General features: G+C 55.0%; 1 protein-coding gene. It reads right to left on the bottom strand.

Annotation, left to right across the window (positions count from 1 at the left end; translation table 11 throughout):
• Positions 1 to 20: 20 nt before the first annotated feature.
• Positions 21 to 18,458, bottom strand: a complete 18,438-nt coding sequence (locus tag ABD892_RS18955; protein WP_345197613.1) for a hypothetical protein — start codon at positions 18,456 to 18,458, stop codon at positions 21 to 23.
• Positions 18,459 to 18,470 lie beyond the last annotated feature (12 nt).

The following is an 18,470-nucleotide window of genomic DNA, read 5'->3' as shown; positions in this document are numbered from 1 at the left end:
AACCGGCTTGTCTGAACAAATCAGAGGAAGTTCACGGTTATCGTGTTACCACTGCTGTCAGTATAAACATCCTGATTGACGTTGTTCACGACGTTGTCGAAATCATTCACGGTGATGCCGTCGGTGCCGTTATCAACATCAATGGTCAGGCTGTTACTGCCCGTAATGGCACTGACATCATTCATGGAGATAGTGATGGTATCGGCATTTCCTCCGGTGAAATCAATTTTTTCCATGTTATCGATCAGACTGGTGTAAGAACTGAGGTTGAAGGTCGCGCCTTCATCCAGATTGAGCGTGTCATTATTGGCTCCACCATCCATTCTCGTGGAACCGTTCTGTAAGGCCGCCCAGTTGGTATTGAGGATATCGTCGCCAGCCCCGCCGATCAGCTGATCGGCCGCATAGCCGGTCAGGGTGTCGTTACCGGCCTGACCATTCAGCACATTGGCAATGGTGCTGTGGGCAGTCAGTGTGTCACCCGTCACCGTGTTATTGGAACCCAGGACATTTTCAATGCTGCTCAGGGTATCCGTGCTGCCGCCGCCATCCGTCGCAGAGTTGGTTTGCAGGTTGACAGTGACACCATTGGCATCATTCGTGTAATCGGCGGTATCGTTGTCATCCCCGCCATTCAGCGCATCAGCGCCAGCACCACCTTCGAGCGTATCATCACCGGAGCCACCATTCAGCGTATCAGCACCGTTGTTACCCCGCAGGATATCGACACCCTGACCACTGGTGAGCACGTTATTGGCGTTGTCGCCGATCAGGGTGTCATCACCGTGATCCGTTGTGACGTTCTCGAAACCCTTAATCTTGTCAGTACCGGTATTGGCGCCACCACCATAACTCTTGTTAACCGTGATGTAGCCCTGGGCATCAGGCGTTGCAGAGAGATCAACGGTGATATCATCCGGAGTATCGCTGGGGCCGGTAACATTGCCCACCATATCCAGGGTATCGCCTGCTGCCGTGTTGGAACCGCCATCCAGCGTATCATTACCGAAACCACCATGGATGGAATCATCGCCGGCATCGCCGTTGATGGTGTCATTACCCTGGTTGCCATTGATGGTATCGTTGCCGGTTCCACCGTTAATGGTATCGTCACCAGCACCAGCCTGAATGTCGTCATTACCGCCGCCGCCATCAATGGTGTTGGCTTCACCATCCCCGCGCAGAGTATCGCCCGCCGCATCATCAGAGCCGATGATGTTTTCAATATCCGTCAGCGTATCAACACCTCCTCCACCATCCACTGCAAAGTTGGCTGATAGATCAACAGTAACATTACCGCTGTCCTGGCTGTAATCCACGGTGTCACCCAAGGAGCCTTCAGCGCCGCCATTCAAGGTATCCCAGCCTGCACCACCGCGGAGCGTATCATCACCCGCGCCCCCCTGCAGATTATTGTTGGAACTGTTACCGATTAACGTATCCTGACCCGACGTCCCTGTGGCATTCTCTATTCCCCTCAGGGTATCCGTACCCGTGGTCTTGGTGGCTGAACCATCACCTGCATCCACCAGTGTCACTGTCACGCCACCAGTAATCGTTGAGTAATTAACCGTGTCCGTGTCAGCACCGCCATCGAGCGTGTCATTACCGGCACTGCCAAAGAAAGTATCGTTGTTACCATTACCTTCAAAGCTGTTATTGCTGCCATCACCGGTCATGGTGTCAATACCACTGGTACCAATGATATTCTCAACATTTTTCACCGTATCGGTATTGCCTCCCTTGGAAACAGTACCATTCGATACACCGTTCAGGGTTACGGTCAGGCCACTGGCATTGGTGCTGTAATTGAGGGTGTCACTGCCACTGCCGCCATCAATGGTATCGGTACCGCCACTGGAGTGAATGGTGTCATTCTGCGCACCCGCATTGATCACATTGTCTTCATCATCACCTGTAATGGTATCAACACCGTCTGTCGCCGTAATATTCTCGATATTACGCAGCGTATCGGTGTACGTGCCATCATTCACCGTGCCCACCCCACTGCCATTGAGCACCACAGTGATTCCCGCGTTGGCATGTCCGCTGTAATCGGCGGTATCCGTATCATCACCACCATCCAGCGTGTCGGTGCCCAGGCCTGCTTTTAATACGTCATTGCCCGCCAGCCCTGTCAGCGTGTTATTGGCATTATCACCGGTTATGGCATCAGCATTGCTGGTGCCAATGACATTTTCGATATTTTTCAGGGTATCGGTATCACTGCCGTGGATGGCTGAGCCGTTGGACGCACCGTTCAGAATGACGGTGATACCAGTTCCGGAACCATTGAAATGGGCCGAGTTGTAATCCACGGTGTCGGTATCTCCGCCACCGTCCAGGGTATCACTGCCATCGGTCGCGTAAATGGTGTCATTTCCAGTACCCGCGCTGATCGTATTGTTGACTGTGCTTCCCGTCAGCGTATCACCCTGGTTACTACCCACAATGTTCTCAATATTATTGAGGGTGTCACTGCCCTGATCCGTACTACTGCCAGTTTGTCCCGCAAGGTTGACGGTAACAACGCCGGTGGCATCACTGTAGTCCACGGTGTCGCCCAGGCTATTGTGATCTCCGCCATCCAGCACATCGTCTCCCCCGCCACCTTTCAGGGTGTCATCACCATTACTGCCGTTAAGGTTATTCGCACCGCTATCCCCTATCAGGGTGTCGTTCGAGAAGCTGCCGATAACATTCTCGATTTCATAGATGCTGTCATTGCCTTCACCTGTCGCGCTGTTGGTGGCAAGGTTGACGGTGACGGCACCTGCATCGGCATAAGTAATCGTGTCATCACCATCACCACCGTAGATGGTGTCATCTCCGCCATTGCCTTCCAGCGTATCGGCACCACCGTCACCATAGAGTGTATCGGCGCCATTACCACCGGACAGCCGGTCTGCCGCACCACCGCCACGCAGGATATTATTTGCAGCATTCCCGGTGATATTGTCAGCTTGCGCACCACCGGTGACGTGTTCAATCCCCGTAATGGTACTGTCAGAAGACCCGTATCCATCCTGCACGGCTTCACCATCCCCCAGATCCAGGTTGATGCTGTGGGTCGCCGTACTCAGATCCAGCAGGTCATTATTACCGCTGCCACCGTCAATGCTGTCATTGCCCTGACCACCATTGAGCGTGTCATCATTATCACCGCCATTCAGGGTATCGTTTCCGGCACCGCCGTTGATTACATCATTGCCAGCATTACCGGTCAGGGTGTTAGCATCGCCATTCCCTGTCAGCGTATCATCGCCACTACCGCCTACCGCGCTTTCAATACCAAAGAGATTGTCAGTGACTGCGCTGACAGTGGCTGTCTGGGAAGCTGAGGCGAGATCTACGGTGACCGTGGCCGTCTCGCTGGCATAATCAACCGTATCGTTATCCCCCGCTTCTTCTCCTCCGTCGAGGGTATCAGCGCCTGCACCACCGGTGAGATAATCATTGCCATTACCGCCCTCCAGATGATCCGCGCCACCGCCACCGGAAAGGATGTCATCACCACCATTGCCTATAAAATGGTTGGCACTGCCATCACCGGTAAGGTCATCGATCTGGGCACTGCCCCGGATATGTTCGATATTACTGAGGGTATCGCTGAAACCTTCGCCATCCTGGGCATTGGTGCCAACGGTGTCGCTGAGATCCGCCACCACATTGCCGGCCACGCTGCTGTAATCCGCCCAGTCTTCCGTGCCTGCGCCGCCGTTAAGGATGTCATTCCCTGCACCGCCGATCAGCGTATCATCACCGGCATCACCATTGAGGGTATCGTCTTCGGTACCACCGGTCAGGGTATCGTTATCATCACCGCCATTGAGCGTATCCGCTCCCGCACCACCGTCGAGGTTGTCATCTCCGGCATCGCCATTGAGTTGATCCCCGCCCGCGTCACCTCTCAGGGTATCTGCGCCAGCACCACCATAGAGGAAGTCGCCATCATCGCCACCTTCCAGGGTATCGGCATCATCTCCCCCTTCCAGGGTATCGACACCGGCATCGCCAAATAACTGATCCTGACCGGCATCGCCACGCAGGGTATCGTTATCGTCTTCACCACGCAGGATATCGTTTTCAGTACCGCCTTCGATGATGTCGTCACCGGCTCCACCCAGCAGAGTGTCCGCCCCGGCATCACCATAAAGCCTGTCATTATTTTCATTCCCGAGCAGGGTGTCATTCCCGCTATTGCCATGGAATTCATCCACACCCGTGCTGCCGGTCAGTACATTCACACCGGTGGTACCGGTTACCACACCACCATTGCCGCCCAGTGTGACATTTTCGATAAATATAATGCTGCTATCGCTGGTACCATAACCGTCATTGGTCGCCGTACCGCTGCCGAGGTCGATGTCTACCGCCTGAGTAGCGCCAGTCAGCAGCAGGGTGTCAGTACCGCTACCACCATTAATGTTGTCGTTACCGGCACCACCGTCAATCGTATCGTTATCCCCTTCTCCCCAAAGCGTATCGTCATCATCGCCGCCCAGTAGGGTATCCTCACCTGCACCACCTTTCAGGAAGTCCTCACCCTGGCCACCTGTCAGGACGTCATTCGCATCGTTACCTTCAATGGTGTCGTTGTCGGCACCACCATCAATGGTATCGACACCACCGCCTCCCAGAAGGGTGTCATTACCGGCATTACCATTCAGGGTGTCAGAACCATCGCCACCCTCAAACCGGTTATTGTCAGCATTCCCGGTAATACTGTCGTTGCCGCTGGTGCCGATAATGTTCTCTATTTCAATCAGCGTATCCTGACCACCTTCACCATCATTGCTGACCTGGTTGCTGCCCAGCGTCATATCAACGGTGATAGCACCTTTTCCGCTGTAATCAACGGTATCGCCATTGGTCGATTCCGTACCACCATTCAGCGTATCGTTACCCGTACCGCCATAGAGGGTGTCATCACCGGCATCACCGTTCAGCGTGTCATTGCCGGCATCACCATAAAGCGTATCGTCATCATTACCACCATTGATGGTATCGCCATCACCATCACCGTGAATGATGTCAGCACCGGCATCACCATTGATAATGTCTGCACCGTCGCCACCATTCACGATATCCGCAGCACCGCCGGCATGGATGGTATCCACACCGCCATTACCATTGATGGTGTTTACTTCATCATTGCCCGTCAGCGTATCACTACCGGATGAACCATTGATGTTTTCAATGCCTTGCAGCGTATCGGTATCAGAACCATCGGAAGCCGTACCGTCACCACCGGCACCCAGCGTGACGGTGACATTACTACCGTGGGAGCTGTAATCCACGGTGTCACCAACACTGCCATGAGCACCACCTATGAGGGTATCGGAGCCGGCCTTACCGTAGAGGGTGTCATCACCTCCCTGGCCATCGAGGATATTGACTTCAGCGGTACCAATCAGTGTGTCATTACCGGAACCACCGTTGGCAGATTCAAAGTTGGCAATAATGTCAGTACCACGACCTACATCCACAACGCTGGAGGCACCGAGGTCAATCGTCAGACCAGCCGTTGTATCAGAGTAATCGAGGGTATCGTTGTCGTTGGCACTTTCACCGCCATCCATGGTATCGCTGCCAGCACCGCCCTGAAGTGTGTCGTTGCCTTCATCACCATTGAGGATGTCGTCACCACCGCGACCTTCGAGGGTGTCATTACCAATGCCGCCGTCATAACGGTTATCATTGTTGTCGCCAATGATGTAGTCATCCCCTTCGCCCAGTACCAGATCTTCAATACTGATCAACGTATCAATGTTGCCGCCACCCAGATCCACCTGGAAACTATTACCACCACCGGAACGGTCAATGGTCAGTGAACCGGTGAACGCGCTGTAATCAACCCGGTCGTTACCTAGCCCACCATTCAGCGTATCCGCCCCGAGGCCGCCATCGAGAATGTCGTTACCCTCACCACCCAGCAGCTCATCATCACCACCATTACCTGTCAGCGTGTCAGCGCCATTACCACCTTCCAGCTTGTTGGCATTGTCATCCCCGGTGATCGTGTCACCATTACTGGTACCAATAACGTTCTCAATACCCACCAGGATGTCGTTGGAACCATCACCGTCATTGGAAGCGACACCCGACGACAAATCCACATTAACAAAGCTACCTGCACTGCTGTAATCCACGGTATCAACAGTTCCCACATCATCACCACCTGTGAGGGTATCAACACCGCCGGCACCATAAAGGGTATCGTTGCCATCTCCGCCGGTCAGATGGTTGCTGACCGCATCACCACGAATCGAGTCATCATGCGACGTACCAATGACACGCTCAATATCAATCACATCATCGCGGTTACCATAGCCGTCATTGCTGGCTTCCTCACTGGCAAGGTCAATGGTCAGCGCACCGGTAGCACCACTGTAATCAGCCACATCGGCATTGCTGGTATCGGTGCTTTCATTCCCACCCCGCAGGATATCCGCACCATCGCCGCCTTTAAGCGTATCTGCACCATCTCCACCATTGAGAACATTCGCCAGGTCATTCCCGGTTAACGTGTCATCACCACTACTGCCGGTAATGTTTTCTATGCCTGCCAGCGTATCGGTATCACTGGTACCCGCATCCGTCGCCGTACCACTGCCGGCACCGCCGTTCGTCAGCGTGACGGTTACCGCACTGCCGTGTCCGGTGTAATCGGCGGTATCGCCGGTGCCACCACCACCATCCAGCGTATCGCTGCCGGCACCGCCCCGCAGGGTGTCGTCATCCGCATCACCAAAGAGCTGATCAGCACCACCACCGCCGCTCAGAACGTCATTACCCGCATTACCATGGAGAATGTTGCCAAGGTTATCGCCCGTCAGAGTATCATTATTGGAACCACCGGAAAGATTCTCGACACTGGACAGTGTATCCCTGCCACCCTGTCCATCATTATTGACAGTCTGGTTGGACAGGTTGATGGTAACGGCCTGTGTTTGTGCGCTGTAATCGGCGGTATCATTGCCACCGTCACCAAAGAGGTTATCGTTGCCAGCGCCGCCGATCAGGGTATCGTCATTGTTTCCGCCCCGAAGTGTGTCAATGTCATTGCCACCGTTCAGGGTGTCATCACCATCACCCCCTTCAAGGGTATCGTTTCCTTCGAGGCCGCTGAGCGTATCGCCTCCCAGGCCTCCCTGAATCACATTGGCAACATTGCTACCTGTCAGGGTATCCGCAGAATCGCCGCCAATAATGTTTTCAATGGACTGCAGGGTATCCTGACCACCCAGCGTATCATTCACCAGGGCGGCGCTGGACAGATCAACCGTCAGGCCTGAAACAGCGCTGCTGTAGTCCACCGTATCAATATCGCCATTACCGTTCAGGGTATCGTCACCGGCACCACCGGCAAGCGTATCATTGCCTGCTCCACCATCTAGGGTATTGTCCTGTGTATCGCCGGTCAGTGTATCGTTGCCAGAGCCACCCGTGACATTCTCAATATCAATGTGGGTATCCTGTCCACCATGGCCATCATTGTTATTGGTGTTATCCGCCAGGTTGATGATGATGTCGTTGGTTTGGTAACCGTAATCGGCCGTATCACCGCCAGAGCCTTCAGCGCCGCCGTCAAGGGTATCATCACCCGCCTCACCGACCAGCCGGTCATCACCACCGCCGCCGGCCAGCACGTTATCCTCACTGTTGCCGGTGATGTCATCGTTTGCATCGGTGCCGGTGACATTCTCAATGTCGATCAAGGTGTCAGTAACCCCGGGGTTTCCACTGAAAGTGGCGGAACCGGTATCCCCTCCCGAACCATTATCCAGGTCAACCGTGAGCTGATTGCCTGTCACACCGCTGTAATCAACCGTGTCGACTTCTGTGCCACCATCTATGGTGTCACTGTCACTGGCGAAACTCTCGATGAAGGTATCCGCACCTTCATTACCAAACAGCTGGTCATCACTGGCACCGCCGGTAATGCTGTCATTACCCTGCCCGCCTTCAATGCGATTGGCGCCGCCACTGCCGACCAGCGTATCGTTATGAGCGCCGGACAGGATATTCTCAACATCATTCAGGGAATCGGTCAGGATGCCACCTTCCCTGGCCCGGTTGGTGGTGAGATTGACTTCAACATCACCGGTCGCATCGGTGTAATCCGCCGTATCCGTGCCTGAGCCACCATCCAGCAGGTCAATACCGTCTCCCCCTCTCAGCGTGTCATTCTGGTCACCACCGTAGAGGTTGTCGTTACCATTGCTACCAATCAGGGTATCGGCACCACCGTTTCCGTAGAAATCATTGTCCTCCGCATCACCGGTAATCTGGTCATCACCGGCACCACCGCGAATAATTTCAATACCGGTCAGCGTATCCACACCACTTTGACCATCGTTATTCAACGCCTGGTTACCCAGGTTGATAACAATGCCCTGTGTGCTGGTATTCGAGGAATAATCCGCCGTGTCACGGTCGGTATTGTCACCGCCATTGAGGATATCGCTACCCGCTCCGCCGGTGAGCGTATCGTCCCCCAGTCCGCCGGTCAGTTCGTTGATGACCGCATTACCGGTCAGGGTATCGTTACCGTTGGTACCAATGATATTTTCAATATTACGCAGGATATCGGTATCGGCACCGGATACTGCGGTGCCATCACCGCCCAGTACCAGCGTCGCCTGAACAGACTGACCGGCACCCAGGCTGCTGTAATCCACGGTATCCGTATCGGCACCACCATCAATGGTGTCACTGCCGGCGCCTTCGATGAAGGTATCGTCACCAGCACCGCCATTGAGCGTGTCATCCCCATCACCGCCAGTGAGGCTATCTGTACCTGCATTACCCGTTAGTGTATTGGCTGCCGTGGTCCCGACCAGTGTGTCGTTGCCACTGCCGGTAGTCGCCGCTTCAAAGTTGCTGATGGTATCCACATCACCAACACCCGCGTTGACCTGGGTGAGATTGAGGTTAACGGTCAGATCGTTGCTGTAGTCACTGTAATCCAGCGTATCGAAATCAGCGCCACCATTCAGGGTATCGTTTCCGGCACCACCGCTGATGGTGTCATCATTGGCATCGCCATTGACGGTGTCATCGCCATCGCCACCATAGAGCGTGTCGTTCTGATTACCACCGTGGAGCGTATCCGCAGCATCTTCGCCGCGGATGGTGTCAGCGCCATCCAGTCCTTCAATGACATTGGCGACACTACTGCCGGTCAGGATGTCATCATGATTACTGCCCCTGATATCCTCAATGCCGGTCAAAGTATCATTGCCATTAGCACCGGAGGCTGTTCCATTCGTCAGGTTGACCGTGACACTGTTCAGCGCATCATCATAATCAACACGATCCCTTGTGCCGACATCATCACCACCGATGAGGACATCATCACCCAGCCCCCCCTTGAGGATGTCATTGCCTTCACGCCCTTCCAACCGGTTACCCAGGTTATTACCGGTCAGTGTATCCCCCTGGGTACCGCCAATCAGGTTTTCAATGTTTTCGAAGGTGTCCTGACCACCGTCACCATCACTGGTCGCCAGATTGGTAAACAGGTTGGCATTCACAATGCCGGTTACACCACTGTAATCGACGGTATCGGTACCCGCATCGCCTTTCAGGGTGTCATTGCCGCTACCGCCGCGCAGTGTGTCATCGTTGTCACCCCCTTCAAGGGTGTCAGCACCTTCCTCACCGGTCAGGTCATCATTACCCGCCCCCCCTAACAGGGTATCACCGCCCGTACCACCCGTCAGGATGTCATCGCCGGTACCACCATCCAGGGTGTCAACACCAATACCACCGGACAGCGTGTCTGCCCCGCCCAACCCGGTCAGGACGTTGTTTTCGGCATCCCCCGTCAGGGAATCCGCATTCTGGCTACCGGTCACATTCTCGATGCTGTCCAGTGTGTCACTGGTGAAATAGCCGTCATTAGACGCCTGGTTGGCTCCTGCGGTTAAGTCAACGGTGACACCATTCAACGCATCGGTGTAATCGGCGGTATCCGTGCCATTGCCCCCCCGGAGAATATCAATACCGGCACCGCCAGTCAGGGTGTCGTCGTTATCCCCCCCTTCCAGGGTATCTCCGCCAGCGCCCCCGCTCAGGGTGTCGTTGCCACCACCACCCTGCAACAGGTTAACCTCCGTGTCGCCGGTCAGCGTGTCGTTACTGCCACCACCAATCAGGTTTTCAATATCAATGAGTTCATCCGTACCGCCGTCACCATCAACGGTCGCTTCCGAATCCGCCAGACTGGCAACCACAATGCCTGCCGCATTGCTGTAGTCCGCCGTATCCACATCAGAACCGCCACCGCCCACCAGACGGTCATTACCTCCGCCACCGGCCAGGGTGTCATCCCCATCGTTACCGGTCAGCACGTTATTACCGCTATCACCGGTCAGGGTGTCACCCGCACTGCCACCGGTAATGTTTTCCACATTGACCAGGGTATCCTGACCGCCGTTACCATCATTATTGAGTGCCTGGTTTTGCAGGTTGATAGTGACAGAGGTGGTTCTGGCACTGTAATCCGCAGTATCTCCCGCCGATTCACCGCCAGTGCCACCATTCAGCGTGTCATTACCATCGCCCCCCACAAGCACGTCATCACCGCTTTCGCCATAGAGCAGGTCAACACCGCCATTACCGGTCAGCGTATCGGCGGAATCACCGCCATAGAGATCATTGTCGTTATCGTCGCCCGTCAGGGTATCGGCATGGTCACTGCCACGGAGGTTTTCTATGCTGATCAGCGTATCCGTCGCATCACCGCTGACAGTGGCCTGGGGAGTACCAAGGGAAAGATCTGCATTCACCGAATTGGCTGCGCTGCTGTAGTCGGCGGTATCACCATCCGTTTCACCGGTCGTGCCACCATTGAGCGTATCGCTGCCGAGGCCGCCAATCAGGATGTCATCACCACTGCCGCCCATCAGGGTGTCAGCACCGGCATTACCGTTGATGGTATCGTTGCCATTCTGGCCTTCGATGACATTGGCGTTAAGATCACCGGTCAGCGTATCACCCAGTCCGCTGCCCTTGATGTTTTCGATGTCGGTCAGGGTATCAGTATCCGCCGTGCCATCAGTGGCCGTTCCGGCACTGAGATCAACGTTAACGATACGGCCATGACTGGTGTAATCGACAGTATCACCGTTCGTTTCACTGCCTTCACCGCCATTGAGCACATCACTGCCACTGCCGCCAATCAGCGTATCATCGCCGTCTTCACCATACAGCTCATCGTCTTCAGCATTACCGTAGAGGGTATCGTTGTCTGCATTACCACGCAGGACATTCACGCCGTCATCGCCAGTAATGACATCGGCGTGCGTACTGCCCGTGATATTTTCAATACTGATCAGGGTATCGGTGTCACTGCCCACGGTGACGGTATCCGTTGGCCCGGAAATATCAGCATTCACACTGCCCGATGCCAGGCTGTAGTCCGCCGTATCGTTACCGCCACCGCCATTCAGTGTGTCGCTGCCGATACCACCATCCAGGGTATCGGCGCCACTGCCACCTTCCAGGGTGTCATCGCCAGCATCGCCATAAAGGGTATCAGCATTATTGCCACCCTCCAGGGTGTCACCCGCACCACCACCCCGCAAGATGTCGTTGCCATCACCGCCCTGCAACAGGTTAACCTGATCATCACCGGTAATCGTGTCACCACCGGCACTACCAATAATGTTTTCGATACTATCCAACGTATCAGTAGAACCTGAACCATCCGTCGCATTGGGAGTCGCTGCGGCGAGGTCAACGGTTATGCTATTGGCCTCATTACTGTAATCCGCCGTATCCGTTCCATCGCCACCTCTGAGCTGATCAGCACCGGAGCCTCCCTCAAGGATATCCGCATCATCCCCACCTTCGAGGATGTCAGCACCACTGCCACCGGTCAGCGTATCATCGCCGGCATCACCCCGGAGTGTATCGGCGGCCTGACCGCCATCCAGGGTATCGGCCCCCAGACCGCCTTCCAGCGTATCGTCGCCACCGCCACCACTCAGGGTGTCATCATCATCATTGCCTAATAACGTATTGGCTCCACCATCTCCGGTCAGGGTATCGGCAAACGCGCTACCGGTAATGTTTTCAATATCAATGAGCGTATCGGTGGCATCACCATCAACAATGGCAGTATCAGTGGAACCAGACAGATCTGCCGTGACAAAACCGGAAGCGTTGGTGTAATCCGCCGTATCACCGCCACTGCCTTCGCTGCCACCATCCAGCGTGTCAGCACCGGCGCCGCCGGCCAGGATGTCATCCTCAAGTCCACCGGACAGGGTGTTAATACCGGCATCACCGGTCAGGGTATCCTTGAAGTTACTGCCGATGACATTTTCAATATTTGTGACCTGATCAATAGAACCACTACCATCAGTGGCATGATTGGATGTGGCTGACAGGTCAAGGATGACGCCGATCGTATCGCTGTTGCCATCCAGATCGGAGGAATAATCCACCGTATCGATGCCAGTACCCGTACCACCATCAAGACTGTCAGCCCCTGCACCACCGATGAGTGTGTCAGAGCCATCCCCGCCCTCAAGCGTATCGGCACCCGCCCCACCATTCAGGGTATCGTTGCCATTCATGCCCTGCAGGGTATTGGCGTTACCATCCCCCGTCAGCACATCGTTGGAGCTACTGCCGATGAGGTTTTCAATCTCAATCAAGTCATCCTGACCGGAATCCCCATCATCCGTTGCCTTGTTGATGGAAAGATTTGCATTGACGGCATTGGCGGCCAGGGAATAGTCGGCGGTATCACCTACCGCCGTATTGGCGCCACCTTCGAGGCGATCATTCCCGGCACGGCCCTTGAGATTGTCATCACCCGCACCACCATAGAGATCGTTGGCATTGCCATCGCCGGTGAGAAAATCATCATTCCCACTGCCCCGGATATTGTCGATATCAAAGAACGTATCCTGCCCACTGTCACCGTCATCCGTTGCCATGCCATCCGTCAGGCTGGCGGTCACGGCTCCGGCTGCATTGGTATAATCGACAGTGTTTTCGGCACTGCCGTCACTGCCGCCACGGAACGTGTCATTCCCCTGGCCACCGGAGAAGGTGTCACTGCCAAGACCACCTGACAGTTCATTGTCCTCTGTGTTACCGGTCAGGGTGTCATCACCATTACTGCCGATGACATTTTCAATGCCACTGAGCGTATCGGAGAAACCGAAGCCGTCGGCCGATGCCGTACCTGTCTGCAGGTTGACATTCACAAACAGGTTACTGGAGCTGTAATCCGCAGTATCAATATCATTACCGCCGATCAGCTCATCAGCCCCCTGACCGCCAACCAGCGTATCATTCCCTGCGCCACCATCGAGCCGGTTTTCATTGGCATCCCCGGTCAGCTGATCATCTCCGGAGCCACCGTTGACATTTTCGATGCCGATTAATGTGTCAGAACCACCGGTGCCATCCGTTGCCTGGGGTGCAGACGCTGAGAGGTTAACGGTGACATTACCGGTTTCATCACTGTAATCTGCGGTATCTTCCAGACCAGCGCCGCCATCCAGCGTATCATCACCTGCACCGCCCTTCAGGATGTCATCACCCACCTGACCTTCCAGCGTGTCATCTTCGGCGCCACCGCTAAGGGTATCTGCGCCATCACCGCCCTGGAGCAGGTTGGCTTGATCATTACCCGTTATCGTATCCGCACCCTGGCTGCCGATAATATTTTCAATGCTGTACAGGGAGTCGGTCGTGCCGGAACCATCAATGGCAGTGGCAGGTGTCATGCCCGCTTCAACGGAAAGATCGACGGTGATACCTGCCAGACCATCCTGGCTGTAATCGGCGGTATCAATACCTGATCCGCCCTGCAGGGTATCTGCACCATCACCGCCTCTCAGTGTATCGTTCTCACCACCGCCATCCAGGGTATCCGCGCCATCTTCACCGGAAAGGAAATCGTTACCTAATCCGCCCTGCAGATTATTGATACTGTTGTTACCGGTCAGGGAATCATCGTGATTACTGCCTATGACATTTTCTATATTGAGCAGGGTATCCTGATCGCCATTCCCATCCGTCGAAATACCATCAAGATCAATCGTAACCCCACCGCTATCCAGACTGTAATCAGCGGTATCACCGTTGGTCTCGCCAGTGGTGCCGCCATCAAGGGTGTCAGCACCATCACCGCCCCGGAGGATGTCATCACCACCACCGCCATTCAGGTTGTTGGCGACATCACTGCCGGTCAGCGTATCGTTCAACGCACCACCGATAGCATTCTCGATACTGCTCAGGGTTTCTGTGATACTGCCTTCTGTGGCCTGGTTGGTGGCAAGGTTTACTGTTACGACTTCTGTCGTTTGATAGCTGTAATCGACCGTGTCGTTACCACCCCCTCCGGTCAATGTATCCTGCCCGGCTCCACCTGACAGCGTGTCGTCATTACTGCCACCGATGAGGGTGTCATCACCATCACGTCCATTAAGGATATCGTTGCCGCTTCCGCCTTTAATGGTTTGAGCATTACTGTCACCACTGATGGTGTCACTACCGGAACCGCCGATGAATTCTTCTATACCAGTTAATGTATCCCTGCCGCCCTGGCCGTCATTATTGAGAGACTGGTTTTCCAGATCGATGGTGACATTGGCTGTTTCTGCAGAATAATCCACCACATCCGTGCTGGCATCATCACCGCCGATAATCACATCGTTACCGGCACCACCAGTGAAGGTATCACCACCATCACCGCCATTGAGCGTATTGTTATCCGCATCCCCGATGAGCGTGTCACCACGGGTTGACCCGATGACATTTTCGATATCGACCAGCGTATCAACATCCGTTGTGGCATCGGTGGCAGTGCCTGCATCCAGGTTGACGGTAATAGCACGCAGGTGTCCGCTGTAATCAGCCGTATCGCCATTGGTTTCCAGGTTCTCGCCGCCACGCAGGGTATCACTGCCTTCACCGCCGCTGAGCGTGTCATCACCATCGCCGCCTTCGAGCACATCATCGCCGTCGTTACCGGATAATGTGTCGGTACCGCTGCCGCCCTGCAGGGTATTGGCAAGGCTGTTCCCGGTCAGCGAATCATCGCCGGTACCACCGATCAGGTTTTCAATGCTTTCCAGCGTATCTGTTGCGTCACCGGATACGACTGCCTGGGGAGTGGCCGCAGACAGATCCGCATCCACATTGCCTATCGCGTCACTGTAATCGGCGGTGTCGTTATCCAAACCACCGCGCAATATATCAGCACCCAATCCGCCTTTGAGGGTGTCATCACCGTCCCCGCCATCCAGGGTATCGTCTCCGGCACCACCCTCAAGGCTGTCAGCGCCTGCCAGGCCTTCCAGTGTATCAGCGCCCCCATTACCGATCAGGGTATCGGTCAGTGTTCCACCGCGCAGGAGGTTATTCTGGTTATCACCCGTCAGGCTGTTGCCCAGATTGCCGCCCCAGATATTTTCTATGCCGACCAGCGAATCCGGTGCATCCCCCGTCACAATGGCCGTCGGTGAGGCAACTGACAGGTCAATGGTGACGGATCCACCTGCAGAGGTGTAGTCAGCGGTATCACCACCGGTATCATTATCGCCGCCTTCCAGTGTGTCACCGCCAAGACCGCCGGCCAGAACATCATCACCGTCCCCGCCTTTCAGGACGTTGGCATTGCCATCACCCGTCAGGGTATCGCCGGCAGAACCACCGATGACATTTTCAATACTGTCGAGAATATCCGTTATCAGGCCATTTTCTGTCACCTTGTTATTGGTGAGGGAAAGGTTGACCGTCACAACCTCCGTGTTGTTGCTGTAATCCGCGGTATCATTCCCTGCACCACCATTGAGGGTATCGATACCGGCCCCGCCATTCAGAATATCGTTTTCCGCGCCACCATTGAGAGTGTCATTCCCGCCATTGCCTCGCAGGGTATCCGCACCGCCATTGCCGGAGAGAACATTCGCCTCACCATCACCGGTTAACAAATCATCACTGCCGGTACCATTCACATTTTCGATATCAATCAGGGTGTCCGTCGCAAGACCGCCTTCCTTCACCTGATTGCTACTGGCAGACAGGTCTACTTCCACGCCGCTGGTATTGAGGCTGTAATCGGCCGTATCGCCACCTGCACCGTGAGCACCACCATTAAGGGTATCTGCACCGGTGGACGAACCCACACCGCCAGACAGCACGTCATCACCGGCATTACCGGTGAGAACATTATTCCCGTTGTCGCCAGTCAGGGTGTCATCACCGGCACCGGCCGTGACGTTCTCAATATCCTGAAGCGTATCCGTCGCACCAAACTGGTCAGTGGCGGTACTGCTACTGAGGTTTATGGTCAGATCCTGACCAACCGTAGCGGCGCTGTAATCGGCTGTATCACCATTGGTTTCAGCCCCTTCCCCACCATTCAGCGTGTCATTTCCATCACCGCCAACCAGGGTGTCATCACCCTCCATGCCTTTCAGGGTATTGGCGCTGGCATCACCGGTCAGGCTGTCTGCATCATTGGTGCCGGTGAGGTTCTCGATGTTAAGCAGGGTATCATTGCCACCCAGGCTGTCAGTGGCGGTACCATCGGCAAGACTCGCGGTTACCCCTACGCTACCGGTATCACTGAAGTCAACCGTATCACCCAGGGTTTCATCGGTTTCACCACCATCCAGAATGTCGTCACCGCCGCCGCCGGTGAGCGTATCGTCGCCATCACCTCCGGTGAGTTGGTTGCCTACGGTGCTACTGTCTGACCCGATCAGGGTGTCATCACCCGCACCGCCGATAACATTCTCTATGGCGACATAAGTATCAACTCCACCCAGCCCATCACTACCTGATCCTGTCTTCAGGTTGGCACTGATATCAACAAGACTGTCCGCATAGCTGGCCGTATCGATATCATCACCGCCATCAAAGGTGTCATTACCACTGCCACCAATCAGCGTGTCATTACCAGCACCACCCTGCAGGGTATCATTGCCGCCTTCCCCCCGAAGGGTATCCGCATCACCACCACCACTCAGGGTATTGACGTTGTTATCACCAGTAATGTCATCGTCCCAGTTGGTGCCAATAACATTTTCTATCCCTGTTAACGTATCTACGTCTGAGGTGCTGTCAGTCGCTGAACCACTACCGCTACCGGTATCCAGATCAACCGTAATTTTTCTCAGGTGGGTGCTGTAATCGGCAGTATCACCATTGGTTTCACCACTGTTACCGCCGGTTAGCGTGTCACTGCCCTCGCCACCACGTAACGTGTCATCACCATCGCCACCCTCCAGAGTATCTGCATCACCTAAACCGGACAGTGTGTCATCACCATCCCCCCCCTGTAACGTATTGGCCGCGCTACTACCGGTCAGGCTGTCGTTTCCACTCCCTCCAATCAGATTCTCAATACTGTCCAGGGTATCGGTGGCATCACCGGTAACAATGGCTTGTGGAGAAGCTGCCGACAGGTCTGCCGTTACCACCGTGGTGACGTCACTGTAATCCGCCGTATCCTCATCCGCGCCGCCACGCAGGGTATCCGCACCAGTGCCACCCTTCAGGATATCGTTACCATCTCCACCGTCCAGGGTATCTGCATCCGCACCACCGCTCAGGGTATCAGCGCCGGCACCGCCTTCCAGGGTATCAGTCCCCGCATTGCCACTCAGGGTATCGTCCTGGCTGCCTCCCCGCAGGGTGTTAGCCACACTGCTGCCGGTCAGCGTGTTAGCATGACTACTGGCTCCGTCAATATTCTCTATATTGGACAATGTGTCTGAAGATTCCCCAACAATGAGCGCCTGTGGTGAAGCGACGGACAAATCGACGGTAACGGCACCGGTCGCATCCGTGTAATCGACAGTATCACCAATGGCGGTATTGCTGCCGCCATTCAGATCATCGGCTCCCAGGCCACCTTTCAGGGTGTCATCACCCGCACCGCCATCAAGGACATTAACGGAATCATCACCGGTCAGGGTATCGTTGCCACTACCACCAGTGACATTTTCGATACTGGTCAATGTATCTGTCAGTACGCCACCTTCCGTGGCCCGCACAGTACCTGCCGAAAGGTCAACCACTACATCATTGGTATTGCTGCTGTAGTCCGCCGTATCGATGCCAGCACCACCATCGAGGGTATCAATACCGGCACCACCATTGAGAATATCGTTGTCATTGCCGCCGTTGAGGGTATCAGCGCCCTCATTACCACTTAAAACGTCATCGCCATCACCACCCGACAAGACATTGGCCAAGGTATTGCCCGTCAACGTATCGTCGGCAACAGAACCAATGACATTTTCAATATTGATCAAGGTATCCGTCAAAGCACCTGCTTCACGGACCTGATCACTCGTCGCAGAAAGATCAACCGAAACCCATGCACTGTTCTGGGCGTAACTGACGGTGTCGCCATTGGCGCCGTGGGCGCCGCCGTCCAGGGTGTCATTGCCGGTCGTCGCGCCGGTGCCGCCCATCAGGATGTCATC

It is taken from the genome of Kistimonas scapharcae, from assembly GCF_039540975.1.
GTDB classification, from domain to species: Bacteria; Pseudomonadota; Gammaproteobacteria; order Pseudomonadales; family Endozoicomonadaceae; genus Kistimonas; species Kistimonas scapharcae.
The sequence above is the reverse complement of the archived record's forward strand: the minus strand, read 5'-3'. Positions and strand labels throughout refer to the sequence as shown.